Source organism: Mesorhizobium sp. M1182, from assembly GCF_040318335.1.
In the GTDB taxonomy this organism is placed as follows: Bacteria; Pseudomonadota; Alphaproteobacteria; order Rhizobiales; family Rhizobiaceae; genus Mesorhizobium.
Genome location: NZ_JAMYMD010000026.1, coordinates 17,368 through 43,157, shown reverse-complemented (window position 1 = coordinate 43,157; position 25,790 = coordinate 17,368). Strand labels below are relative to the sequence as shown.

Below are 25,790 nucleotides of genomic sequence, written 5' to 3'. Positions count from 1 at the left end.
GGCAGTCGGCTTGCGCAGGCCAGGGACGCCCCGGGCTATTTTTCCGGGTTCTTCGGGCTCCACAGCACCGTCTCCGCATCTTTTTCATAAGCCATACCATTGGGATAGCTGATCGCTTCCAACTGCAAGCCCCAGGGCGCCTGGAAGTAGAGGATGGTCTGGCCGGCGGCCGGGCCTTCGGTAACCGGCAGCGGCCCCATCCGCGTCTTGACGCCCTTGCCGTCAAGATAGGCTTTTGCGGCGGCGATGTCGTCGACATAGAAGGCGATATGGAAGCCGCCTATGTCGCTGTTGCGAGGCGTCAAGTCCTTCTGGTCCGGCGCGGTGTATTTGAACAGCTCGATGTTCGACCCGTGTCCGCAGCGGACCAGGGTGATCTCCTCAATCACCGCCTTGGGATCGACGCCCAGCAGATCCTGCATGAATGTGCCCTTGTCGTCGGCGAACGGGCCGAACGACATCGCCTTCTTGCAGCCAACCACCTCGGTGAAGAAATCGACCGCCTGCTCCATGTCGGGGACGGTGACGCCGGTGTGGTCGTGGCCTCGCATGCCGGGTATCGAATCAGCCGAGGCTGCTCCCATCGAGCCGACTAGAGCGGCCGCAAGCATCGTGTTTCTGATTGCGTATTTCATTCCAGTTCTCCTCCGTTTCGCGAGCTGACTTGTCGGCGCACGTCCGAGGCCGCTCTTCGGCGTGCGAATAGGAATGTGTTCATGCCAGCGCCTTTGCGGCGGGAAGCAGCCAGGCGTCATCGATCTCGGGCAGCGGAATGGCGGCGAGCAGGTCGCGCGTGTAAGCCTGCTGCGGCTGCTCGAACAAAGTATCCGTCGCACTGGCTTCGACGATCGCGCCTTCGCGCATGACGATCACGTGCCGGCAGAGCCGCCGAATGACAGAAAGATCATGGCTGATGAAGGCAACGGTCAGGCCCATTTCGGCGGCGAGTTTTTCCAGCAGCGTCAGGATCTGCGCCTGCGTCGACACGTCGAGGCCGGAGACGATTTCGTCGGCCAGCACGAATTTCGGCGACAGCGCCAGCGCCCGGGCAATGCCGACGCGCTGGCGCTGGCCGCCCGACAGTTCGTGGCGGTAGCGGCTGGCAAAACTTTGCGGCAGGCCGACGCGCTGCAATGCCTCCGCGACACGCCCCTTGAGATTGTCGCCAAGCCCGTTCTGCTTGAGCGGTGCTGCGATGATGCTGAAGATAGTGCGGCGCGGATTGAGCGACGACATCGGATCCTGGAAGATCATCTGCAGATTGCGGCGCAGCGGCCGGAGCTCGGCCTCAGGCAAATGGGTGATGTCGCGGCCGTCGAAGATGACGTTGCCGGCACTGGGCTCCAGAAGCCGCACCAACGCGCGGCCAAGCGTCGATTTGCCGGAGCCGGATTCGCCGACGATGCCGGTCACCGATCCCTTTGGCAGGTCGAAATCCAGCCCTTTCAGGATCTCGGCCAAGGGCGCGCGGCCGATCAGCGGCTTGCGCGTCATGTCGGGCAGCGCGACCTTCAGCCCACGCACGGAAAACAGCAGCTCAGCCATGCGGGCGCCTCCAGGCCTGGTCGGCAGCAGTGATCTCGGCGGCAAGCCCGGCCAGTACCGCCCCGTCCACGGGTTTCAGTGAAGTGTATGGATCGGTGTAGCGTGGCGTCGCCGCCATCAGCGCCCGTGTATAGGGATGCTGGGGTGCTGCGAAGAGGGTTGCCGTTTGGGCCTCCTCCACCACCTTGCCGGCATAAAGCACCGAAACTTTCTGGCTGATTTTGGCGACGACGCCGAGATCGTGGGTGACAAACAGGATCGCGGTGCCGTGCTCACGCTGCAACGCAGCGATCAGCCGCAGGATCTGTTTTTGCACGGTGACGTCGAGCGCCGTGGTCGGCTCGTCGGCGACGATCAGCCGGGGCTCGGCGGCAAAGGCGGCGGCGATCAGCACGCGCTGGCGCATGCCGCCCGAAAGCTCGTGCGGATAGCTTTTCAGCACGCGGCCGGGATCACGGATCTGCACCTCGTCCAGCAACTGCCGGGTGCGCCGATCAGCCTTGTCGCCACTCCAGCCGAGGATGCGCACCAGCCGGTCGGTCATCTGCGGGCCGATGCGCCGCGACGGGTTGAGCGCGGTCAGCGGGTCCTGCGGGATCAGCGCCGTGCGGGCGCCGATCAGCGTGCGCCGCGCCTTGGGCTGGAGCTTGCCGAGGTCTTCGCCTTCAAGCAGCATGTCGCCTTCGACGATGCGCACGCTCGGCGGCAGCACGCCAAGCACCGCCTTACCGATCATCGTCTTGCCGGCACCGCTCTCGCCGACCAGCGCGCGCACCTCGCCGGGCTGGACGGCGAGCGACACCGAGCGCAGCACGCGCTGGCCGTTGGGCAGCACGGCGCTCAAGCTGCGGATATCGAGGCAGGGTTTGACGGCTACGCTCATCGCAACACCGGATCGAAACGCGCCTTCAGCGCGTCGCCGAACTGGCTGAACGACAGCACGGTCAGGATCAGCGTGATCAGCGGGAACACCAGCACCCACCAGGCCTGATGGATCGACAGGCGGCCCTCGGCGATGATGCCGCCCCAGGTCGGGTCATCGGTCGAGATCGACAGATTGACGAAGGACAGGATCGCCTCGACGATGACGGCAATGCCCATCTCCAGCGACAGCAGCGCGACGATCGACGGCACCACATTGGGCAGCACCTCGCGCAGCATGATGCCGATGCGGCCGTAGCCGGCGATGCGGGCGTTCTCGACATAGTCCATGCGCGACTGGCCCATCGTCTCGGCGCGGATCACCCGGCAGAAGCGCGTCCAGTCGATGACGGCAATGGCAATGATGACTGAGCTTAAGCCCGTGCCGAGCACGGCGACCAGCAGGATGGCGAACAGCACCGGCGGAAACGCCATCCAGACATCGACGATGCGCGAGATGATGCGGTCGGCCCAGCCGCCGAAATAGCCGGCGACCAGCCCCAGCGTCGAGCCGACCAGGCAGGCGGCAAAGGCTGCCGCGAAGGCGACGATGAAGGCGATGCGGGCACCGAAGATCAGCCGTGACAGAAGATCGCGGCCGAGGCTGTCGGTGCCGAGCCAGTAGCCGGGCTCGGCGCCATCAATCCAGAAAGGCGGCAGCCGCTCCAGCATCAAATCCTGCGCCAGCGGGTCCTGCGGTGCGACCAACGGCGCAAAAATCGCGGCCAGCAGCGCAATCAGCAGCCAGCCGCCGGCCAGCCACAGGCGTGCCCGCGAGCCATGTCTCGAAATGCGGGCCTCATCCATGGCGCAGCCTCGGATTGAGCAGGGCGTACATCATGTCGACGGCAAGGTTGATCAGCACGAACAGCAGCGCGAAGACCAGCACGATGCCCTGGATCAGCGGCAGGTCGCGGTTGATGACGGCATCGATCGCCATGTTGCCGAGACCTTCATAGGAAAACAGTCGTTCGACGATGACCGTGCCGCCGATGAGGAAGGTGAACTGCACGCCGACCAGCGTCAGCGTCGGCAGGGCCGCGTTCTTCAGCGCCTCGCGCAGGATGACCTGCGTTTCCGAAAAGCCCTTTACCCGCGCCAGCACGACGTAGTCGAGGTCGAGCACTTCCTTCAGCGACTGTTTCAGCAGCTGCGAGATGATCGCGGCCAGTGGCAGCGCCAGCGCAATCGCCGGCATCAGCATGTGTGCCAGCAGGTCCCTGGTCAGGTCGAAGCGCAGCCGTACAATGCTTTCGAACAGATAGAATTGCGTGGCGAAGGGCAGGTCGAGCTGCGGCGACACCCGGCCAGAAATGTCGAAGATAGGCACCAGCACGCCGAACAGAAGGATCAGCACCAGGCCCCACAGGAAATCGGGAATCGAGAGTGCCGCACCGCTGGCAATGTCGATGCCGGCTTCGACCGCGGTGCCGCGTTCGCGCGCGCCGAGGATCGCCGTCGTGCCACCGATCGCCAGCGCCATCACAAGCGCGACGATGGCGAGTTCCAGCGTCGCCGGGAGGCGATTGAAGACTAGGCCCAGAACATCCTGCCGGAGCGAAATCGAAGTGCCGAAATCGCCCCTGACGACACCGGCCAGCCAGATGAAGAATTGCTGGACGATGGTCTTGTCCAGCCCGTAAAGCGCGCGCAGCCGAGCGATGTCGGCATCGGTCGCGCCGGGCGGCAGCATCATCGCGATCGGGTCGCCCGGCGCGACACGGATGACGATGAAGACGACGATCGCCACGCCGAACAGCGTGATCGCCATCGTCAGAAGACGGATCAGGAATCTTTGCAGCAGCATGGTCGCCTGTATGCCTGGCGGAAAAGGCGCGCCGTGGTTGCAGACGGCGCGCGTTAGTCCTGGGCTGATCTCAGGCCGGGCTCATCAGCGCCGGCAACAGCGCGCCGGACACATGCTGCACCACATTGACGCCCTTGGCATGCACGATCGGCTGCGCATACTGGATCAGCGGCAGCACATAGGCCTGTTCGGCGATATATTTGTCGACGGCCTTCCAGCCGGCAATGCGCTTGGCCTCGTCCTTCTCGCCCCATAGCGGGTTGATCATGTCGATCAGGTCCTGGCTGTCCCACACCGAATGCGGGCTCGGGCCATACATGGCAAAGCCGGTCGACGTGGTGGGATCGCCGATGGCATTGCCCCAATTGTAGAAGGCCGCCGGCGCCAGCTTGTCGGCGGCGCGCAGCTCGTAGTGCTTGGCGATCTCGTAGACCTCGATCGTCGCCTCGATGCCGACCTTGCGCCACATGCCGACGATCGCCTGGATCATCTCGTAATCCTTGGGCTTGAAGCCCTTCGTCGTCTGTATCGTGAACTTGACCGGCTTTTCCGGCGAATAGCCGGAGGCGGCCAGCAGTTCCTTGGCCTTGTCCGGATTGTGCTCCACCTTGATCGACGCATCGTAGGCCGCGTATTCCGGCGTCTCCAGCGTATCGATGGGCTGGCCGTAACCGCGCAGCAGCCGGTCGACCAAAAGCTTTTTGTCGACCGCCATCACCGCCGCCTGGCGCACGTTCTTGTCCAGCATCACGTCGATGTCGTTGAAGAAGATCATGCCGATGTCGGAAACGTTCTTGCATGAGCCGGCAAGTCCATCCTTGGCGATCAGGCGGTCATATTCCTCATAGGGGACCTCGAGGGTCACCTGCGAGGAACCGGACTCGATCTCGGCGACGCGGCTCGCCGCATCGGTAACGAACTTGATGGTTACGTTCTCGAAGGCCGGCTTGCTGCCCCAGTAGTTCGGGTTGGCCTTGAGCCGCAGGAAGGCGTTGCGCTCGAATTTGTCGACCATGTAGGGCCCGGTGCCGATCGGGGCTTTCTCAAAACCCTCGGCGCCGACCTTTTCGTAATAGGCCTTCGGCATGATGTAGCCGGTCAGGAACGACATCCACTTGAAATACACCGGGTCGAATTGCACGACGTCGCCGGTGATCTTGTTGCCGTCGATCTTGAAGTTGTTGACGTTCTTCCAGACGAACTGGATCGGGTTGCCGGTTTTTTCATCGCCCGCCCGCTGCAGCGACCAGACCACGTCTTCGGCCGTGAATGGCGAGCCGTCATGCCAGGTGACGCCCTCGCGCACCGTCATCATGACCTTGCTGCGATCCTCGTTCCAGCCCCATTCGGTGAGCAGGCCGGGCGCGAAAGAAAGATCCGGTTTCTGCGGGATGAACTGGTCGAACACCGACTGGTAGAGACCCTGGATGGTCGGGTTGACCGCCGAAGGCCCGGTGGTCGGGTCCCAGGACGGCAAATTGACATTGTAGGCGATGGTCAGTTCGCCGGCAGCCTTGGCGATTTGCGGCAGGCCGAGCGCCGTGGCGCCAAGTGCGGCCGCGCCATATCCGAGCAATTCTCGTCTGTTGATTGTCATGGTCGTTCCCCTGTTGCTTTTATGCGCGGTGTCGTTGTCAATCGGTGGGTTCAGGCTCCTTGGGCAACCGCGCCTTGTCCTCCTTCACCCTAGATGAAAAATGGAGCCTACCTCCCGCCAAGTTGTTGCGCGAGCATGAAGCCCGACGCCGCCCCGGTGCCGGCGCCGGGCCATGTTGCCGCCCCGGTCAGATGCAGATTGCCGACCGGCGTGTTCCAGCCAGCGTAACCGCGCACCGGCCGGAACAGGAAATTCTGCGCCAGATGATGGCTGCCGCAGATCTGGTCGCCGCCGACAAGGTTCGGGTTCTCGCGTTCGAGGTCGATGGGCGAGAACACGGCGCGGCCGAGGATCTTCCGACGAAGGCCGGGCGCATAGCGCTCGATAATGTCGAGGACGCGCTCGGCGTAGTGCTCCCTAGCCTCGTCCCAGTGAGCCACCGCGATCGTACCCGCCGCATCGCCTGCAATCTCGGCTGGCAGCATGCGCACCTGCACCCAAAGTACGTGCTTGCCGTCCGGCGCGCGCGAGGGATCGACGGCCGTCGGCTGGCCGACGACCAGCACCGGTTCGTCCGGCAGCACCCCTGACATCGCCTGCTGATAGGTCCAGGACATGGCATCGAGCGACGGCGACAGATGCACATAGGCGAACTGCCGAAGCTCGGCACCGGCGCGCCAGTCCGGCAGGTCGTCGAGCGCCAGATGGATCATCAACGTCCCCGGCGCGTGGCGGAATTTTTTCACGGCCGTGTCGAAGCCGGTGTCGCCGGATCCGTTAGGCAACAGTTTCCCGGTCAGCGCCTTGGGCGCGACACCGGCGATGACGGCCTTGGTGGCGGTGTGGGTCTCGCCGGAAGTGAGCCGCACGCCGGTCGCTTTGCCGGCCGAAACCGTGATCTCGGCGACATCAGCCCCAGTGACGATCTTGCCGCCGGCGGCCGTGAGCATGCCCGACAAAGCGCGGATAATCGTGTCGGCGCCGCCTCTGCCGAGCACCATGCCGAAGCACTGGTTGGCCATGGATTCGAGGTAAGGGAACACCGCGCCGCCGGCGATGTCAGGCGCGAAATCGAGATGCATGCCCCAGGTGGCCAGCGTCGCCCTGACATGCGGTGACTCGAAAGTATCCTCGAGCCAGGCGCGGGGTGACGAAAGCAGCAACCGACCTGTATCGAGCGCGCCGGCAAAACCCTTCTTGCGCCAGAGGTTCCAGGCGGTGCCGGCGAGCGCACGGCCGCTCATCGGCGAGCCCAGCAGCCGGAACAGATGCTCGGCCTCCGCCGGGAATGCCGCAACCAGACGGCGCCATGTCTGTGCGTCGGCGTCGGAAAAAGCGGCCATGCGCGAGGCGGTCACTTCCAGGTCGCTGCTGACGCCGAACCAGCGACCGTCGGGGAAGGCGCTGGCAAAACAGTCGGCCACCGGCACGAATTCCAGCCCGTGGGTTTTCAATTCATTTGCATATTTCTTGTGAAAGGCCGAGCCGGCGAACAGGCTGAGATTCATCGCGCCGAAATCGTGCCGGAAGCCCGGAAGCGTCAATTCGCGCGTCTGAACGGCGCCGCCGATCGTTGCATTACGCTCGAAAACTGCGGTTTTCCAGCCTTTGAGCGCCAGATGCGCGGCGCATGCCAGACTGTTGTGGCCTGCCCCGACAAATATGGCGTCGAACTCGCTCACGCCCCGTCCCATTTCCTTTATGCTTAAAGATAATTGCAGATGCATATGTTTTCGTCTAGTAGGATATTAAGGGCCGCGAGAGCCTTCAGCACCATCGAGAAAGAGGGAACAGAGACCATGGACACACAACAACTTTTAGGCGAAGTCGCCGGCCAGCTGCTTTCAGGCGCCATTCAGGTGGTCGACCTGACGGCGCCGCTCGGGCCCGACACACCGCTGATCAAGCTGCCGCCGGAACTGGCGGTCGACACGCCGAAGATCGAGATCCACGCCATCTCCGCCTATGACAAGAACGGTCCGTGGTGGGCGTGGAACTGGCTCAAGCTCGGGGAGCATTCGGGCACGCATTTCGACGCGCCCAACCACTGGATCACCGGCAAGGATTATCCGGACGGCGCCACCGACACCATTCCGGCGCAGAACTTCGTCGGACCCGTCAACGTCATCGACTGTTCCAAGCAAGCGGCAGCCGATCACGATTTCCTGCTCACCGTCGATCACATCAAGGCATGGGAAGCCGAACATGGCGCTATCAACCCCGGCGAGTGGGTGGTGATGCGCACCGACTGGTATAAGCGCAACGGCTCGGAAGCCGAGTTCCTCAACGCCAATGAGACCGGACCGCACACGCCTGGCCCGACCGCCGAAGCCATCCAGTATCTGATTAGCAAGGACATCAAGGGCTGGGGCAGCGAGACGATCGGCACGGATGCTGGAAAAGCAGGGGGAATGGAGCCGCCGTTCCCGGCGCATAGCCTGATGCACAAGGCTAACCGCTACGGTCTCGCCAGCCTTTGCAACCTCGACCGGCTGCCGCCGAAAGGCGCGATCCTGATCGCGGCGCCGCTCAAGATCGAGCACGGCACCGGCAGCCCGATCCGCGCGTTGGCGTTGGTGCCAAGGCAATAGGGTAGCTGCGGTCTTCGGGAGAAGATCATGTGTGGAAGTGGCACTGTGGTGACGGAGTGGGAGCGGCAGCGTTGCAAAGCTGCGGCTCTACGGCGCCGTAGAGCGCCAATCTCTGCAATTGAACTCCTGCCGGCTAGGAGCACGCATCGATGAGCGCCCCCGATCACATCGTCGTCGGCAGCGGCATCAACGCGCTGGTCTGTTCGGCGATGCTTGGCGGCAAGGGGGCGAAGGTGCTGGTGCTCGAGCGCAACGACCGCATCGGCGGCTGCATGCGCACCGAAGAAATCACCGCGCCCGGCTTCATCCACGACGTGATGGCGACGACCTTTGTCCTGTTCATCACCTCGCCGGCCTATGCGGCGCTGGGCAAGGATCTGGCGCGGCACGGCCTGGAGTTTTGCAACACCTCCACGCCGACCGGTGTGCTGCGCCCGGACGGCAGCCATGCCGTCCTGCGCACCGATCGTATCGCCAATGTAGCGGCGATCAATGCGCTTGCCGCGGGCGACGGCGACCGGCACGCAAACGATGTCGGCGAGATCGAGCGCAACGCCGGTCTGCTGTTCGGACTGCTCGGTGGCAGCCTGTGGTCCTACCCGACGGCCAGGCTGCTGGCGGGTGAAGCCTGGCGGCGCGGCCCGCGTGGCCTTGCCGCCTTTCTCGGCAGCGCGCTGGTGCCGGCGCGCGGTTGGCTGGAAAGCACCTACCAGTCGGAAACCATGCGCGCGCTGTGGGCGCCCTGGGTGCTGCATGCCGGCCTCGGGCCTGAGGACGCGTTCTCCGGCCAGATCGCCAAGGTCATCGCCTTCGCGCTTGAGGCGGCCGGCGCGCCGATCGTCAAGGGCGGTGCCAGGAATCTGCTGGCCGCCTTCGAAGCCCTGATCAGGGAACGTGGCGGCGAAATCCGCACCGGCGCCGACGTCGCGGCTATTGTCCAAAGCGGAGGCCGCGCCGCCGGCGTGCGGCTGGCTTCGGGCGAAACGATCAACGTGAACAAGAGCGTCATCTGCTCGGTCACGCCGACCCAGCTCTACGAGCGGCTGCTCGGCGACGCGGCGCCGAAAGCCGACGTCGAGGCAGCGCAAAAATACCGCTACGGCAAGAGCAATTTCCAGATCCACTATGCCTTGGACAAGCCGCCGGCATGGCGCGGCGAGGGCCTGGACAAGGTCGCGCTGCTGCATCTGACGCCGGGGCTCGACGGCGTCTCGAAGGCCTGCAACGAAGCCGTGCGCGGCATGCTGCCGGAGGTGCCGACCATGTGCGTCGGCCAGCCGCACGCGCTCGACCCGTCGCGCTGCCCGGACGGCAAGGCGGTCCTGTGGCTGCAACTGCCCGAGGCGCCACGGCATATCAAGGGCGATGCCGCCGGCAAACTGCAGACACCGGCAGACGGTCGCTGGACCGAGGCGCTGCGCGAAGCCTATGCCGACCGTGCCGAAGCGATCCTCGCCAGCCATATCGATGGGTTCAAGGACAGCGTCATCGCACGCCGCGCCTGTTCGCCGGCCGACCTGGAAGCGATGAACATCAATCTGGTCGGCGGCGACCCCTATGGCGGTTCCTCGGCTATCGACCAGTCGTTTCTGTGGCGGCCGTTCAAGACGAGCCGCAATCACGCCACCGGGGTCAGGGGTCTGTACCACATCGGTGCCTCGACCCATCCGGGTGCTGGCTTGGGCGGCGGCTCCGGCTTTCTCCTGGCGGGGAGGCTGTGATGGAACAGAAGGTTGAAAAGCGCCAGCGTATCTCGACTTTGGGCCAGATCGGCCTGCAGCAATTCGCGCCCTATCTGATGAACCGCATCATGGGCCGCTACAACGCCACCTTGCGTGACAATTTCCGCAGGCAGGGCCTGACCATTCCGCAGGTGCGCACGCTGGCCGTGTTGTCGGTCACCGATGGCGTCACCGTCAACGATCTCTCGGTCTATACCGTCATCGAGCAGTCGACCTTGAGCCGGACGCTCGACACGCTGGAGGGGCAAGGGTTTGTGCGGCGCGAGCAGGGGGTCACCGACAGCCGTATCCGCCATGTGTTCCTGACCGACGATGGCCGCGCCGAGTTCGCGCGCGCCTGGCCGGCCATGCACGACGCTTTCGAGGCAATGTTCGACGATGTCGACGATGCCGAATACGCGGCGCTGATCGCGACATTGCAGAAGATGCTGAAGAACATTCGCAAGCACGACATCTGATCTTACGCGCCGCCATCGGGGCGGTAACGGAAGGAGCCCAAAATGGCCGAACGGTCTTTTGCCAAGGAAGTCGAAAAGCTCAGGCTCGGCGCCGGCGAGGAGTTTTCCGGCGAAGGCATTCTCGCCATCACCAAGGCGCTGCTGCAATGCGGCGTAGGCTATGTCGGCGGCTATCAGGGCGCGCCGATCAGCCATTTGATGGACGTGCTGGCCGACGCGCAGGATATCCTGGGCGAGCTCGGCGTGCATTTCGAGGCGAGCGCCTCGGAGGCGACCGCCACCGCTATGCTTGCGGCATCCGTGCATTATCCTATCCGCGGCGCGGCGACCTTCAAGTCGACGGTCGGCACCAATGTCGCCTCCGACGCGCTCGCCAATCTCGCTTCCGGCGGCGTCACCGGCGGTGCATTGATTATCGTCGGCGAGGATTACGGCGAAGGCTCCTCGATCATGCAGGAGCGCAGCCACGCCTTTGCCATGAAGAGCCAGGTCTGGCTGCTCGATCCGCGACCGAACCTGCCGTCGATCGTCAAGGCGGTGGAGGACGGCTTCGAGCTGTCCGAGGTTTCCAACACGCCGGTCATGCTGCAGGTCCGTATTCGCTGCTGCCATGTCCACGGCCATTTCATCGCCAAGGACAACAAGCGCCCGGCAATGACTGTGGCCGATGCGCTCGAGGCGCCGCGCCGCGACACCGGCCGCATCGTGCTGCCGCCCGCGTCCTTCCTGCACGAGAAGGAAAAGGTGCAGAAACGCTGGCCGGCGGCGGTGGATTTCATCCGCGCCAACAAGATCAACGAGTTTTTCGGCCCGGAGCATGGCTCGGTCGGCATCGTCATGCAGGGCGGCATGTACAATTCGGTCATCCGGGCGCTGCAGCGGCTCGGCCTCGCCGACACTTATGGCGACACCGACGTGCCGCTCTATGTGCTGAACGCCGTATACCCGCTGGTCGATGACGAGTTCCTGTCCTTCTGCGAAGGCAAGGACGCCGTTCTCGTCGTCGAGGAAGGCCAGCCCAACTACATCGAACAGGCCTTTGCCGCGATGCTGCACAAGGCCGGCCGCGGCACCAGGCTCGTCGGCAAGGAACATCTGCCTATGGCCGGCGAATATACCGGCCAGGTGATGCTCGACGGCATCGGATCGTTCCTGCGTGCCACCATCCCGCATCTGCTGCCAAGCGAGGTCCGCGCGCCGAACAAGATCGGCGACGGGCTCGACACCGCCGACCTGATCAACGTCGTCCCGGGCCGGCCGCCCGGCTTCTGCGTCGGCTGCCCGGAGCGGCCGATCTTCGCCGCCACCAAGCTGGTCGAGCAGGAGCTGGGCAAGCACCACATCGCCTCCGACATTGGCTGCCATCTGTTCTCGATCATGCCGCCTTTCGAGCTAGGTGCCACTACCATGGGCTACGGGCTGGGGCCGGCCTCGGCTTCGGCGTTCAATTCGCCCGATGCCAAGCGCCGCTCGATCTCCTTCGTCGGCGACGGCGGCTTCTGGCACAACGGCCTGACCTCCTCGGTCGGCAATGCCGTGTTCAACAAGAATGACGGCGTCATCGTCATCGTCGACAATTTCTATTCGGCCGCGACCGGAGGGCAGGACATCCTGTCGTCCCGCGCCGGCAACAAGACCAAGTCGACCAAGCACCCGATCACCGAGGCGGTGAAGGGCATGGGCGTCAAATGGCTGCGCCACATCGACCGCACCTACGACGTAACCAGAATGCAAGACACGCTGCGCGAGGCGCTGACGACGGACGAGAAGGGCCCGAAAGTCATTGTCGCGTCGTCCGAATGCATGCTCAACCGGCAGCGCCGCGAAAAGCCGCTGGTCGACAAGGCGATCAAGGGCGGGACGCGCATAGTCAAGCCGAAATTCGGTGTCGACGAAGATATCTGCACCGGCGACCATGCCTGCATGCGGCTGTCCGGCTGTCCGTCGCTTTCGGTGAAGTCGCTCGACGATCCGTTGCGCGACGATCCGGTGGCGCATATCGACCAAAGCTGCGTCGGTTGCGGCAATTGCGGCGAGGTCGCCGATGCGGCGGTGCTCTGCCCGTCCTTCTACCGCGCCGATGTCGTCCACAATCCGAGCCGCTGGGACCGTTTCCTTGAAGCCGCGCGTCGCGCCACGATCAGTCTCTTGCAGCGGCGCCGTGAAAGCCGGCGCCTGAGATTCGCCGATGCTTGACGCCGTTCCCTCATCGCGCTCGAAAGCCGGCGCGCCGGACGACGAGCGCGTCATCAAGCTTGCCGTGCTGGCTGTCGGCGGCCAGGGCGGTGGCGTGCTGGCCGACTGGATCACCGACGTCGCCGAGCGCAATTTCTATGTCGCGCAATCAACCTCCGTTGCCGGCGTTGCCCAGCGCACCGGCGCCACCATCTATTATGTCGAAATGTGCCGCGACACCGGCCGCCTGCCGGTCTTCGCGCTGTCGCCGTCGCAGGGCGACGTCGACATCCTGATTGCCGCCGAACTGATGGAGGCCGGCCGCGCCATCATCCGCGGCTTCGTCACGCCCGAGCGCACCACGCTGATCGCCTCGTCGCACCGCATCGCCGCGGTCTCGGAGAAGATCGAGCCCGGCGACGGCCGCGCCTCGTCCTCCAAGGTGCATGCCACGGCGGAAGCCGCGGCCAAGCGCTTCATTGCCTTCGACATGGAGAAGATCGCCGCCGACAATGGCTCGATGATCTCGGCCAGCCTGCTCGGCGCGCTGGCCGGCTCCGACGCCTTGCCGTTCAGTCGCGAAAGCTATGAGCAGGCGGTCAGTGCCGGCGGCCGTGGTGTCAAGGCCAGCCTCGCCGCCTTCGGCGCCGCCTACGATCGGGCGCGCGGCATCGCGAGTGCGCCTTCGGGCGACAAGACTGCAGGGCCGGCGGCCGCTGAAACCGGCTCGGGCGCCGCGACAGAAGTCAGCGGCCCGGAAAGCCTGTTGAAGGGCTGGCAACAATTGGCGGCGCGCGTCGCCACGCTGCCTGTACCCGTGCGCGACATGGCGCTTCGCGGCCTGAAAAAAGTGGTCGACTATCAGGACGTTGCTTATGGCGGCGAGTATCTCGATAGGCTCGACCGGGCCGTCGCTCTGGACAATGCCGAACACGCCTACGCGCTGTCGATCGCCGCCGCCAAGCATCTGGCCAACGCCATGTGCTACGACGACATGATCCGCGTCGCCGACCTGAAGACGCGCTCGAGCCGCGACCGACGCGTACGCCGTGAGGTCGGCGTCAAGGACGGCTCGGTCCTGCAGGTGACCGAATATTTCCACCCGCGCATCGAGGAATTCTGCGGCACGCTGCCGGCCGGGCTCGGCAGCTACATCGAAAGCCGGCCGAAGCTCGCCGCCTTTCTCGACCGCCGCATCAATCGCGGCCGCCGCATCCGCACCGACAGTTTCGCCGGCTTTGCCGCATTGTGGTTCATCGGCGGCCTGCGCCGCTGGCGCCGCCGACTGCTGCGCCACAAGGTCGAGACCGCGCATATCGAGCGCTGGTATGCGCTGGCGCTGGGCCAAGTCGGCCAGGACTACGCGCTTGGCACGGAGATCCTCAACTGCCGCCGGCTGATCAAGGGCTACAGCGACACCCACGCCCGCGCCCAGTCGAAATTCGACCGGGTGCTGTCGGCGCTCGACCAGCTCAAGGGCCGCCCGGACGCCGCAGACTGGATCCGGCGCCTGCGCGAAGCGGCGCTGAAGGACGAGAAGGGCGACATGCTCGACGGCGCGCTGAAGACTGTGGCGTCGCTGGGCGACAATCCGGTGAAGTGAGCGGCCTTTTTCGAGGCTCGGGGCAGTGGTTGCTTCGCAGAACTACAGTCCGCTTCGCCTGGGCTGTCAACGCCCGCCGTGGCGGTCTGCCTGTTCTGTGGCCTTCGTGCCTACGGCAGCGGCAAACATATCTGCTCCAGGACAAATGACGCCCGGTTCCGAGCGGCTATTTGCCAAACATTCCCGGCCATGTGAAACGACTGTGTTGCACTCATTGCCTGCTGTTGTACCTTCAATATTCTGGAGGCGCGGGCTTGATGCTGCTTGAGCGAGAGGACCCACTTGGAGCTTTGTTGGCCGCGGCCGAGAGAGCTGCTGCCGGACATGGTGGGACCGTGCTGGTGCACGGCGAGGCGGGCCTGGGCAAGACCTCTCTGCTGCGCGAATTCGCGGAAAACGCCGACCGGGACTGCCGGGTGCTGTGGGGCTGGTGCGAGGCGCTCTTCACGCCACGCCCATTGGGCCCTCTCCAGGACATGGCCCACTTGCTCGACCCGCGCGTGGCGGCGCTGCTTGAGGAGACCGCTGCGCCGGAGCGGCTTTTCCCGGCATTGCTGAATGCGCTGCAGCGCGCCAAGGGCACGACCGTGCTCATCTTCGAGGACATGCATTGGGCGGACAATGCGACGCTCGACCTCGTAAGATATCTCGGGCGCCGCGTCTCTCTGCTCCGCACCATGCTGGTGCTGAGCATGCGCAGAGAGGATTTGAACGCCGATCACCCGCTGACCCACGTGCTCGGCGATCTTCCCGCCGCCTCCGTACGCCGCGTGACGCTTAGACCGCTGTCTCCCCAGGCGGTGACAATGCTGGCCGAACAGGCCGGCCGTTCCGCCGACGGGCTTTATCGCATTACCGAGGGCAATCCCTTCTTCGTTACCGAGCTCCTGTCCAGCAGCGAGACCGAATCGGCGCGTGTGCCCGATTCCATACGCGACGCGGTGTGGTCGCGCCTGTCGCGCCTGACGCCTGGAGAGCGCGACGTCCTGGAGGTCATGAGCATCATGCCGGGCAGCGTTGAGCCGTGGCTGATCCGGGCCCTTCTCGGGGCCGAGGCCGAAGTGCTCGTCGATCGATGTGTCGTGCGCGGATTGCTGCGGCGGGACGACCAGGGCGCGCTGACATTTCGTCACGAGCTTGCCAGGGAAGCGACGCTCGACCGGCTCTCCCCCTCTGTGCAACGCTCGCTCCATGCGAAGGTCGAAGCGGCACTCTCGGAAGTTCCGGCCTCGCAGGCAAGCGCTCTGCTTTCGCGCCGCGTGCACCACGCCGGCGGCGCCGACAATGGCGAACGCGTGCTCGAACTTGCGCCGCTCGCCGCCAGCCAAGCCGCGCGCCTGGGGGCGCATCGGGAGGCGGCCTCGCATCTGGCGACCGCACTCAGATATGTCGACCAGGCCCCGCCGGAGCTGGCCGCGCAGCTCCATGAGGACTGGGCATACGAGGCCGGGTTGGCGCTGCTTGTCTATGACGCCATCATCGAGGCCCGGCATCGCGCCATCGCTATCTGGCGGCAGCTGGGCCGGATCGACAAGGTAGGCCTTAATCTACGCTGGCTGTCGCGGCTGCACTGGCGGCGCGGCGAAGGCCCGCAGGCGGAGGAATATGCGGACCAGGCCGTGCGTGAGGTGGAAAGCCTGCCGCCCGGTCCCGAGGTGGCAATGGCCTACAGCACGCGCTCGCAGCTCCACATGCTGCACTATCGTTTCGATGAGGCGATCGAATGGGGCGAGCGCGCGATCAGTCTGGCCGATCGGCTGGGCGAGGTCGAGACGCGTGTTCACGCCCTCAACAATGTCGGAACCGCGCTCATGTTTGCCAACCGCCCCGGCGGCGTTGAGCGGCTGGAGGAAAGCCTTGCCCTGGCGCTCGAGCACGGGCTCCACGACCATGCGGCGCGGGCCTATACGAACTTTGCGGAATGCGCGGTGGTGGCCAAGGACTTCGAGCTGGCGGAGCGGCTGCTGGCCGAAGGCATCGCATTCTGCACCAGGCACGACCTCGATTCGGCGGCGCAATACCTGCTCGGCCGGCAGGCGCAGCTTTGCATGGAACAGGGCCGGTTTCGCGAGGCCGCAACCATCGCTCAGGGCGTCATGAATGTGGAACGCCTGCCGATGGTGATGCACTTGCCGGCGCTCACCGTGCTTGGCACGGTCCGCGTAAGGCTGGGCGAGACCGACGGCGTCGACCTTTTGCAGCGCGCGCTTGTGGAGGGCCAGACGACCGGCGAGCCGCAGCGTATCGTCCCGGTTCGCCTGGCGCTGGCGGAGGCGGCCTGGCTTGCCGAGGATGTCGGCGCCAGCCACGCGCAGCTTACCGAGCTGGCGGCTATGAACCTCGACAATTTCCGCCCCCGGGACCTTGGCGAATTGTCGGTCTGGTGGCGTCGATGCGGAATGCCCGGGTCGCTGCCGGCGCAATCGGCGCCGATTCCCTCGCCCTGGTCCGCCGAGCTTCTCGGCGATCCGCAGGCCGCCGCGGCGGAGTGGACGCGTTTGTCGCTGCCCTACGAGGCAGCGCTTTCCCTCATGCAGGTTCGTGGGGCGGATGCGGGGGCGGCGCTCGCTCGCGCCGTGGCGATGCTCGACCAGATCGACGCGCCCGCGGCCGCGGCGCTCGCGCGCAAGCTTGCGCAGCGTCAGGGCCTGTCAGGCCTGCTGCCGAAGGTGCAGCGCGGACCCTATGCGGCAGCCCGCCGCCATCCGCTCGGCCTGACACGGCACGAGCAGAAGGTGCTCGCCCTGATCGCCCAGGGCATCAGCAACAAGGAGGTCGCGCGACATTTGTCGCGCTCGCCCCGCACGATCGAGCATCACGTCTCCTCGCTGCTCGGCAAGCTCAATGCCGCAAACCGCATGGAAATCCTCCTGCGCCTGCGCGGCGAGCCGTGGCTGCTGACGGGCACCCATCCGCTGGAACCGCACCAGACTGGATCATGATTCCAGCCGATTCTGTCGGGATGGAACAGGCTCTGGGTAGTTCCCGCAGCAAAATTTCCGCGAAAACTGGGAAATCGACCGCCTAAAAATGGGTGGCGGTACCGATTTGCACGCCCGCCGCTCCGCGTAGGCTTCTGCTCGCAGCGTGGATGGACCTCCCAACACCACGACGCCTTCACGATCCGGGGGAGAAGGCGGGCAACGGCGGCGGAACGGGGGCCGCCGCCGGCGTCCGTCGCTGGGGCGGATCGTACCAGGAGCAGGGGCGATGTCGGCAAGCGAAAAAGCGGATGCCCAGCGGCGCTGGGCAGGACAACGATTGGCACAAGCGGTCGCGGTGCGGCTTTCAGGACCCGGAGGCTGTTATATTGCCGGCAATGTGCTGGGCCTCGGCATGGCCATGTTCATGCAGATTCGGCTGGCGTTAACCGAGGCGAGCAGCACTTTCGCCGCGCCTCTAATTTTCGGCCACGACCTCGCCGGCGGCTGGAACTCACTGGCGCTGCTGGTGGCGAGCGCCATCTTCTTGCGCAGCGGCGAGGAGTATCATCGCGCCCTCAGCAACGGACATCTCGACCCGTCGGCAATACAGCGCGCAGATTTTCTGTCCGGCACCGGGTCATTGGTGCTCGGGTCAAGTCTGCTGCTCGTCGGCAATCCAATCCTGGTCGTGACATCGGGGTTGCTCCATGCCGTGGGCAAGTTCGGCAGCGCCTTCAGGCTCGGCGCGCATGGCGTGGTGCTCTTCGGCCTTGAAGTGCCGGAGCTCTTCCGCCTTTCGGTACTGCTCAGCCGCTTTCCGGCAATCATCGTCACCGCGACCGAAGTCGCCCGCGTCATTGCTGACGCTCGCACCGATCAGATCCAGGCTCTCGCAATGCCTGCGACGCTTCTCGTCTGTTACCTGCTTTGGGCGCGCGGGGATATTCTTCTATTTGGAAAGTAAATCCGAAAACATCTAAGCATTTTAGCGTCGCATGGTGAGAAATAGGGAGTGGGAGCGCGACGGTGATTCTTCTCTAATCTGTAACCGGCGCAGCAAACGGGAGACTGGCATGTCAAGTTCGCTTATTCTGTCGACGGCGATGCTGCAATTCCTGGCGGCATATACGGTGATCATGATCACGCCAGGCCCTATTGGCCTCGCGACCGGCAGCCTTGCCTCCTTGCACGGCTTTGGCAGGACGATCCCGCTGGTGGCCGGGATCGGCGCCGGCACCGCCGTGCTGGCGGTCCTGGTGGCGTTTGGCGCCGTTCATCTTTCCGGGTGGCTGTCGGTGCCGGCGGTCAAGATCGCCGGTGCGGCCGTCCTTGGCTGGATGGCCCTGCGCATCGCCAGAACGGCGCCGCCGGCCATCGGCGAAGCGCCTCGGCAGGCCGGATTGTTTGCCGGAGGGTTTCTCATCAGCATTCTCTCGCCTGAAACCGCCACTTTCTTCGCCGTCGCCTTCATGGGGCTGATGCTGCCGATCCGGACCTCGAACGAGATGCTGATGGTCGCGGCCATCGTCGCCATCATCGACATAGGCTGGTACGGATTCCTGGCCGTCGCGCTTTCGCGTCCGCTCGTGCGCGCTGCCGCGGTGCGGCATCATCGCGCCATCTGTCGGGCGGCGGGGATCGTGCTGGCAATGCTCGCCCTCGTCTCGGCGGCGTCAGCTTTTCCACTCGGCTGAGCGCTGGTTGAAGCAGGCGCGCGGGATAGGCCGTTTGGTGCCGCTTAGGTGACTCGAACACCTGACCCCATCATTACGAATGATGTGCTCTACCAACTGAGCTAAAGCGGCCCGGGAAGCCGAGCTTCCAAGATGGGCTGCGTGATAGACGCAACCGGCCGCGAATTCAAGATGGCAGTCGCGATTTCAGGACGAGGCAATTGGTGCCGCCTCCGGCCGGGCGCAAGGGCAGCCGCCGCGCGGATCTGCCGTTGGCCGCGTGATGCCGTCCCGTCCGCCACGTTGGCGGTGGCAGGAAAATCAGCGAAAAATGTTGATTCCTTTACCGAAAACCGCCGAAATGAGCTTTGTGCCCCTCGGCAAGGCAGAATGCGGCCGCTCGCTTGTTGATTGATTGGTCGCCTGCGGCTAACGATCATGGCAATGTGAGTGAAATTGCAGAGGGAATTCGCTTGGACGCGATCGAAAAAGCGATCCGCAACGCCTTCGAGAAAGGCAATGCCGACGACCGGGCATTTCGCGAGCGGGTCTATCGATCGGCTTTCGCGGCACTCGACCGTGCCCTACAGGCCAATCCAAACGTCACCGTGGAAGTCGCCATCAAGCGGCGCAAGGCGGTCCAGGCGAAGATCACCGAAATCGAATCGGAATTCCTGCCGGCGGTTGCCGACGTCGCCGCGCCGACCGACAGTTTGGAGGCAGCACCGGAGGTGGAGCCCCCGGCCGAAGCTGAAGCCGCGCCGTCGCCCGATGTCGTCGTTGACGGTCCGGCGCAGCCGCCCGAATCCGATGCGCCGCGGTCGCGCGTCCTGCCGGTCGTTCCCGACATCATGCCCGATGCGCCTGTTGCCGAGGCGCCGGTGATCGACATGGGGGCCTCGGTTCCGACCGAAGCCGACGCCGAAACCGACGACGCGGAAGTGACGCCCGACCGCGACGACCGGCGGGCGAGGCGGCGGCGCCTGCCCTTGACCGCGATCTTCTTCGGTGTGACGCTGCTCGCAGCCGCCGGCATCGGCCTTTATTTCGCCAACCAGACCGGCGTCTTCAAATCGGCGACCGAGCTCGACACGGCGCCGCCGGAAGCGCCGCCAACGGTCGACGGCGATGATTTCACGCCGGACGACACCGCTTCGCCGCCGAAGCAGGGCGAGGCGGACCAGGCGCACGACTGGATCAACGTCTTTTCGCCGGGTGACCCGACGCAGGTCAATGCACCGTCGGACACCAAGGCCGACGTCATCCAGGACGAAAGCGGTTCCTTCCTGCGCATCCGCTCGGGGGCATCCGGCTCGGCCATCAGCTTCGACGTCGGACAAGGCGTGCTGGAAAAACTGGCCGGCAAGCATGCCACATTCGACATCATCGCGCGCTCCGAGGAGGGCCAGGAGACGCAGATTTCCGTCGATTGCAATTTCGGCGAACTCGGCGACTGCGGCCGCAAGCGCTATGCCGTCGGTCGCGAGCGCAATGAATATCTGTTCGACGTGCGCTTTCCCAACAAGCGTCCGGGCGCTGCCGGCACCATCGCCATTAATTCCGACTTCGACAAGCAGGGCAAGTCGGTCGACATCTACGAGATCCGCGTTTCAGTCGTTCCCTAAAGCACGTCGCGTTCCGGCCTCATGCGACGCGCTTCAGGTTCTTGTTCTGTTGCATGTCGTTACCGCAAAACCGCTGCACTCTTTTTTGCGCGACATGCATTAACTATCGAGCAGCGCCTGCAGCGTCTCGATGCGGTCGGCTTCGGCCGCCGGCTTGTCCCAGCGCAGCCGCGAAATGCGCGGAAAGCGCATGGCGACGCCGGATTTGTGCCGCGTCGAGCGGTTGAGCCCTTCGAATGCTACCTCAAGCACCAGCCCGTTCCTGCGGTCGGCACGCACCGAGCGGACCGGGCCAAAGCGCTCGATCGTATTGTCGCGGACATATTTGTCGATCTGCCTCAGTTCCTCGTCGGTGAAGCCGAAATAGGCTTTTCCCACCGGGACTAGCTCCTCCGATCCTTCCGGCCCGGACCAGACGCCGAATGTGTAGTCGGAATAGAAGCTCGAGCGTTTGCCGTGGCCGCGCTGGGCGTACATCAGCACGGCGTCGACCGTGTGCGGATCGCGCTTCCATTTGAACCACGGGCCCTTCGGCCGACCGGCCACATACGGCGAATCCCAGCGCTTCAGCATGACGCCTTCGATGACCGGATGCAGCGGCTTGCGGCGCAATTCCTCGAGTGCCTGCCAGTTGGTGAATTCGACCAGCGGCGACAGATCGAAGCGGCTCGGATCGAGCGTCCTGACGAAGGCCTCGAGCCGGCCGCGCCGTTCGCGGAAGGGAAGTCCGCGCAAATCCTCGTCACCAATCTGCAGCGCATCGTAGCACCGCATGAAGGCGGGGTATTGCTGCTGGATCTTGGGTGACACGGTCTTGCGGTTCAGCCGCTGCTGCAGGTCCGAGAACGTGCCCGTCGCCTGCCTGGGGTCACCGACCAGAAGCTCGCCGTCGAGGGCTCCTGAAAAATCCATGGCCTCGGCAAGATCCGGAAAGGCACCGGAGACATCGTCACCGGTGCGTGAATAGAGCCGGCGAATGCCGCCTTCGCAAACCGCCTGGACGCGGATGCCGTCCCATTTCCATTCGGCCGCGTAGTCGGCCGGGTCGAGCCTTTCGAGGTCGCCGTCGCCGACGGCGTTCGACAGCATCACTGGCCTGAACAGCGCCAGCGCCGTCTTCCTGGGTTTTTCCGCTTTACCCTCCAGCCAGGCGAACAGCCCGATATAGGGCGGCGTCAGCCCGTGCCAGAGTTCCTCGATCTCGGCGATATCGACCTTGCCGAAATCGGCTAGCGCCTGCTTGGCCAGCCGCGCCGAGACGCCGATGCGCAGGCCGCCGGTGACCAGCTTTATGATGGCGAAGCGCGCCGAAGTGCTGGCGCTGTCGAGCAGCCGGGCCAGCACCTGCGGCCCGTCGGAGCGGCTCGCCGCCTGCAGCTTGGCCACCACCTCGGCCAGCGTCGGCTCGTGGTTCGCAATATCGAGAGGCGATTGCGGCCAGACCAGCGACACGGTCTCGGCCAGGTCGCCGACATAGTCGTAGGAATAGCCGAACAGCACCGGATCCATGCGCTCGATCACCAGTGTGCGCAGCATCGCCGGCTTGACCGCGGCGATGGACAGATCGCCGGTAATGGCCGCCAGCGCCAGCCCGCGATCCGGATCCTCGACGCTGCGAAAATAGTCGGTCAACAGCGTCAGCTTGCCGTTGCGCGACGGCGTCAGCACCAGCCGGTCGAGAAGCTCGGCGAAGCGGTTCATCGGAGGGGCGACGCCAATGGGAAAGGCTTGCGACAGAGCGCCGTACCGGCGATTGCTGGATCCAAAAACACCATCAATCGCCCTCGTCCTCATAACCAACCAGATGCAGCGGCCTGGCGGCGATGCCTTCGAGTTCGCACCAGCGCACCAGCGCCTCCTCGCGGCCATGCGTTACCCAGATTTCTTCGGCGCCGGTCTCCTTGATCGTTGCTGTCAGCTCGTCCCAGTCGGAGTGATCGGAGATGATCAGCGGCAGCTCGACGCCGCCCTGCTTGGCGCGCTGGCGGATGCGCATCCAGCCTGAGGCGAAGCACGACATCGGATCGGGAAAACGCCGCGCCCAGCGATCGGCGAAGGCGGATGGCGGGCCGACGACGATGGCGCCCGCAAAGTCGCTTTTTTGGCCGGTCTCGACGGTCGCCGGTTCCAATGTGCCGAGATCGATGCCCTGGCTCTGGTAATATTCGCTGAGCTTGGCCAGCGCGCCGTGGATGTAGATCGGCTTTTCGTAGCCGGCATCGCGCAGCAGCCGCATGACGCGCTGCGCCTTGCCCAGCGCATAAGCGCCGACCAGATGCGTTCTCTCGGGAAACTGTTCGGTCGATTTCAGCAGCCGGGCGATCTCTTCGGAATCGGGCGGATGCCGAAACACCGGCAGGCCGAACGTCGCCTCGGTGATGAAGACATCGCATTTGAGCGGCTCGAACGGCTCGCAGGTCGCGTCCTTCTGGCGTTTATAGTCGCCGGACGCGACGATGCACGTGCCCTGGTGCGCGACCTTGATCTGGGCCGAGCCCAGCACATGGCCGGCCGGGTGAAAGCTGACGGTGACGCCGTCGAGCGCAATCGTCTCGCCGAGCACGGCGGCTTGCGTCGTTCCGGCAAAACTGTCGCCGTAGCGCAGCCCCATGATGTCGAGCGTCTGCTGCGTCGCCATCACCGAGCGGTGGCCGGAGCGGGCATGGTCGGAATGGCCATGTGTGATCAGCGCCCGGTTGACCGGCCGCACCGGGTCGATGAAGAAATCGCCGGGCGGGCAATACAGCCCTTCCGGCCGGGGATGAAGCAGGTCGCTGGCGCGCATGGCCCCAAGATAGGCGCTAATTCCGGCGCGGGAAGCCTGTTGTAAGTCACTGCTGACTCCAGCATAGAGCGCAAGCCGGCTGCAAACACCCGGCGGAACCCGATCGCATGAAACCGCTCCAGACCTCGTCCGGCGATTTGACCGCCGACCGCCGCGCCGACTATGCCGAAATGCTTTATGCATCCGGCGATCATGCGGCAGCGGCGGAATTGCTGCTCGGCGCGCTCGAACTGGCGCCGCAATGGCCAGCCGGCTGGTTCCGCCTCGGCGAGATGCAGGAAGCGGCGGGCGCGCGCGATCGTGCCGCGCAGGCCTGGACGACGGCGCTGCGGCTGGACCCGGCGGACAGGCTCGGCGCGGTGCTCAAGCTGCAATTGATCGGTATGGCGGCGGCGGCACAGGCGCCGCCCAGCGCCTTTGTCGAGACGCTTTACGACCACTATGCCGGGAGTTTCGAGGCTGAACTAGTCGACAGGCTCGGCTACCGCCTGCCCGAATGCCTCGACCGCGCCATCCAGGCGGCACGGCCGGGCCGGTTTTCGCTGGTGCTCGATCTCGGCTGCGGCACCGGCCTCATGGGCCAGAAGCTGCGGCCGATCGCCGACCGGCTGGAGGGTTACGACATCTCGGCCGGCATGCTGAGGCAGGCGAGCGCCAAAGGCGTCTACGATCTGCTCGTCAAGACGGATCTGCAGGACTTTTGCTATTCTGGCCCGAAAGCCGATCTGGTGACGGCGGCCGATGTGTTCATCTATGTCGGCCTACTTGAAAAGGTGGTGAACAAGATTGCAGGAATGCTTGCCGGCGGCGGTCTGTTTGCGTTCTCCGTCGAGACGCTCCCGGGCGGAGAATCGTCTGACAGCGCCGGCTTCGCCTTGCAGCCGTCGCGCCGCTACGCGCATTCGCAAGGCTATGTAGAGCGCGTTCTGGATGCCGACGGCTTTTCGATCCTGTCGCTGCAGGCAACGATCATCCGGCAGGATCGCCGCGAACCGGTCGAAGGGCTGGCCGTAGTGGCAAGCTTGCTTTCCGGCAGCGTAAAATCTGGCTAAGACTTCTGCCGCTGCGCATGAGAAGCCGCAGCTGCGAAAGACAAGGAGCACGTTCATGCGCTGGAACATGACGGTCTTGGCATCTTGCCTGGCGATGGCCGGCTGCGTCGGCAATTCGATGTCCGAACGGCAGGACGAAAACGTCCAGTCCTCGCTGCTATATGACAAGGTGCCTTGCGATCAATTGCTGGCGCAACGAAACGGCCTGGCGCAGCAATATCATCTGCCGGTGGACGCCAAGCCGTCGTTCTCCAACCCGGCGACGGGCTTTGGCCCGTTCACGCCGGATATGCGCTCAAAAGCCAAACGCGACGCCGACCAGGCAAGCGGCAAGATCGACGCCATGAACCGGTCGATCAGCCGGCGCGAATGCGGCAAGCCGGCCAAACAGAACAAGCTCGGCCTGACCTGACCGGATCCTAATCCGCCACCTTCCACTGCTCGCGCGAGGCGCTGGCGGGATAGACGCCGAGGATGCGCATTTCGCGCGAGAAAAAGCGCAACTCGTCGAGGGCCAGCTTCACCAGCGGATCGTCGGGATGACCCTCGATATCGGCGTAGAACAGCGTCGCTGTAAACGCGCCGAGCTGGTAGCTTTCCAGCTTGGTCATGTTGATGCCATTGGTGGCGAAGCCGCCCATCGCCTTGTAGAGCGCCGCCGGCACATTGCGGACGCGGAAGATGAAGGTCGTCATCATCCTGGCGTCGGCCGAGGGACGTTCGGCCCATTGCTTGTTCTTGGTCAGCACGACGAAGCGGGTGACGTTGCTGTCGGTGTCCTCGACATTCTCCTCGATGATGTCGAGTCCGTAGAGCGTCGAGGCCAGCGCCGGTGCCAGCGCCGCCATGGTGCGGTCCTTCATCGCGGCGACCATCTTGGCGGCGCCCGCGGTGTCGCCGGCCACCGTCGCCTTCCAGCCGTTCTTGCGGATGTATTTGCGGCATTGGCCGAGCGCGTGGATGTGGCTGTGCACGGTCCTGATCTCGTCGCGCCTGACGCCGGGCAGCACCATCAGCTGGAAGTGGATCGGCAGAAAGTATTCGCCGATGATGTGCAGCTTCGATTCCGGCAAGAGGTGATGGATGTCGGCGACGCGGCCGGCAATGGTGTTCTCGATCGGGATCATCGCCAGATCGGCCTTGCCGGTCTCGACGGCGTTGAAGGCGTCCTCGAAGGTCGGGCACGGCAACGGCTCCATTGACGGGAACATGTTGCGGCAGGCGGTGTCGGAATTGGCGCCCGGCTCGCCCTGGAAGGATATTTTGTTGGTCTTTTCAGGCATGCGCGGAGT

The 25,790-nt window shown here is 64.7% G+C and carries 21 protein-coding genes and 1 tRNA gene; 11 read left to right on the top strand and 11 right to left on the bottom strand.

The features are described from left to right. Positions 1–35 precede the first annotated feature (35 nt). The 7 genes from NKH33_RS24530 to NKH33_RS24500 form a co-directional block, all read right to left on the bottom strand. A complete protein-coding gene (locus tag NKH33_RS24530; RefSeq protein ID WP_352623230.1) occupies positions 36–635 on the bottom strand; it encodes a VOC family protein in 600 nt (199 codons plus the stop codon). Positions 636–714: 79 nt separating this feature from the next. Continuing rightward, entirely contained in the window at positions 715–1,545 is an 831-nt protein-coding gene (locus NKH33_RS24525) for an ATP-binding cassette domain-containing protein (RefSeq protein WP_352921871.1), read from the bottom strand. Beyond that, entirely contained in the window at positions 1,538–2,428 is an 891-nt protein-coding gene (locus NKH33_RS24520) for an ABC transporter ATP-binding protein (RefSeq protein WP_352921869.1), read from the bottom strand. The genes NKH33_RS24525 and NKH33_RS24520 overlap by 8 nt, the downstream gene beginning before the upstream one ends. Further along, complete coding sequence (locus tag NKH33_RS24515) at positions 2,425–3,273, bottom strand: ABC transporter permease (protein ID WP_352921867.1); 849 nt, start codon at positions 3,271–3,273, stop codon at positions 2,425–2,427. The genes NKH33_RS24520 and NKH33_RS24515 overlap by 4 nt, the downstream gene beginning before the upstream one ends. Then, complete coding sequence (locus NKH33_RS24510) at positions 3,266–4,273, bottom strand: ABC transporter permease (protein WP_352470014.1); 1,008 nt, start codon at positions 4,271–4,273, stop codon at positions 3,266–3,268. Before NKH33_RS24510 ends, NKH33_RS24515 begins: the two co-directional genes overlap by 8 nt. Positions 4,274–4,343: 70 nt before the next feature. Then, on the bottom strand, positions 4,344–5,870 hold the full coding sequence (locus tag NKH33_RS24505; protein WP_352921865.1) for an ABC transporter substrate-binding protein: 1,527 nt from the start codon (positions 5,868–5,870) through the stop codon (positions 4,344–4,346). Positions 5,871–5,977: 107 nt separating this feature from the next. Beyond that, positions 5,978–7,552, bottom strand: a complete 1,575-nt coding sequence (locus NKH33_RS24500) for a phytoene desaturase family protein (protein WP_352921863.1) — start codon at positions 7,550–7,552, stop codon at positions 5,978–5,980. Positions 7,553–7,669: 117 nt separating this feature from the next. Here NKH33_RS24500 and NKH33_RS24495 point away from each other — a divergent pair, with 117 nt between their 5' ends. The 8 genes from NKH33_RS24495 (at position 7,670) to NKH33_RS24460 (ending at position 19,057) form a co-directional block, all read left to right on the top strand. After that, on the top strand, positions 7,670–8,461 hold the full coding sequence (locus NKH33_RS24495; protein WP_352540480.1) for a cyclase family protein: 792 nt from the start codon (positions 7,670–7,672) through the stop codon (positions 8,459–8,461). A 149-nt stretch (positions 8,462–8,610) separates the two neighbouring features. Further along, the gene (locus NKH33_RS24490) at positions 8,611–10,182 is read left to right on the top strand and encodes a phytoene desaturase family protein (protein ID WP_352921861.1); all 1,572 of its coding nucleotides are present in this window, start codon (positions 8,611–8,613) and stop codon (positions 10,180–10,182) included. Continuing rightward, positions 10,182–10,661, top strand: a complete 480-nt coding sequence (locus tag NKH33_RS24485) for a MarR family winged helix-turn-helix transcriptional regulator (RefSeq protein ID WP_023676846.1) — start codon at positions 10,182–10,184, stop codon at positions 10,659–10,661. Before NKH33_RS24490 ends, NKH33_RS24485 begins: the two co-directional genes overlap by 1 nt. Positions 10,662–10,703: 42 nt before the next feature. Next, positions 10,704–12,857 (top strand): thiamine pyrophosphate-dependent enzyme, encoded by a 2,154-nt coding sequence (locus NKH33_RS24480; RefSeq protein WP_352921859.1) that lies wholly within the window; start codon positions 10,704–10,706, stop codon positions 12,855–12,857. Beyond that, on the top strand, positions 12,850–14,439 hold the full coding sequence (locus tag NKH33_RS24475) for an indolepyruvate oxidoreductase subunit beta family protein (RefSeq protein ID WP_352921857.1): 1,590 nt from the start codon (positions 12,850–12,852) through the stop codon (positions 14,437–14,439). The genes NKH33_RS24480 and NKH33_RS24475 overlap by 8 nt, the downstream gene beginning before the upstream one ends. Before the next feature lie 257 nt (positions 14,440–14,696). Further along, positions 14,697–17,381, top strand: coding sequence for an ATP-binding protein (locus tag NKH33_RS24470; protein ID WP_352819186.1), 2,685 nt, complete (start codon positions 14,697–14,699; stop codon positions 17,379–17,381). A 379-nt stretch (positions 17,382–17,760) separates the two neighbouring features. Beyond that, entirely contained in the window at positions 17,761–18,327 is a 567-nt protein-coding gene (locus tag NKH33_RS24465; protein ID WP_352921855.1) for a hypothetical protein, read from the top strand. Positions 18,328–18,436: 109 nt separating this feature from the next. Then, the gene (locus tag NKH33_RS24460) at positions 18,437–19,057 is read left to right on the top strand and encodes a LysE family translocator (protein WP_352921853.1); all 621 of its coding nucleotides are present in this window, start codon (positions 18,437–18,439) and stop codon (positions 19,055–19,057) included. A 35-nt stretch (positions 19,058–19,092) separates the two neighbouring features. Here the strand turns inward: NKH33_RS24460 and NKH33_RS24455 are convergent. Further along, a tRNA-Thr gene (locus tag NKH33_RS24455) sits at positions 19,093–19,168 on the bottom strand. Between the two features lie 341 nt (positions 19,169–19,509). On the opposite strand from NKH33_RS24455, the gene NKH33_RS24450 reads away from it, so the two are divergent. Continuing rightward, positions 19,510–20,661 carry a hypothetical protein gene (locus tag NKH33_RS24450; protein ID WP_352767107.1) on the top strand — a complete coding sequence of 384 codons (1,152 nt, stop codon included), beginning with the start codon at positions 19,510–19,512 and terminating at the stop codon, positions 20,659–20,661. A gap of 99 nt (positions 20,662–20,760) precedes the next feature. Here the strand turns inward: NKH33_RS24450 and NKH33_RS24445 are convergent, their stop codons facing one another. Further along, positions 20,761–22,362: a cisplatin damage response ATP-dependent DNA ligase gene (locus tag NKH33_RS24445; RefSeq protein ID WP_352921851.1), complete on the bottom strand. Its 1,602-nt coding sequence runs from the start codon at positions 22,360–22,362 to the stop codon at positions 20,761–20,763. A 73-nt stretch (positions 22,363–22,435) separates the two neighbouring features. Then, on the bottom strand, positions 22,436–23,446 hold the full coding sequence (locus NKH33_RS24440; RefSeq protein ID WP_352470029.1) for a ligase-associated DNA damage response exonuclease: 1,011 nt from the start codon (positions 23,444–23,446) through the stop codon (positions 22,436–22,438). Between the two features lie 107 nt (positions 23,447–23,553). Here NKH33_RS24440 and NKH33_RS24435 point away from each other — a divergent pair, with 107 nt between their 5' ends. Next, positions 23,554–24,498: a methyltransferase domain-containing protein gene (locus NKH33_RS24435; RefSeq protein ID WP_352921849.1), complete on the top strand. Its 945-nt coding sequence runs from the start codon at positions 23,554–23,556 to the stop codon at positions 24,496–24,498. Positions 24,499–24,553: 55 nt separating this feature from the next. Further along, positions 24,554–24,910, top strand: coding sequence for a hypothetical protein (locus NKH33_RS24430; RefSeq protein ID WP_352681286.1), 357 nt, complete (start codon positions 24,554–24,556; stop codon positions 24,908–24,910). 7 nt (positions 24,911–24,917) lie between these two features. Here NKH33_RS24430 and NKH33_RS24425 read toward each other — a convergent pair whose 3' ends face one another. Further along, positions 24,918–25,781: a prephenate dehydratase gene (locus NKH33_RS24425; RefSeq protein ID WP_023717847.1), complete on the bottom strand. Its 864-nt coding sequence runs from the start codon at positions 25,779–25,781 to the stop codon at positions 24,918–24,920. Between the last annotated feature and the right edge of the window lie 9 nt (positions 25,782–25,790).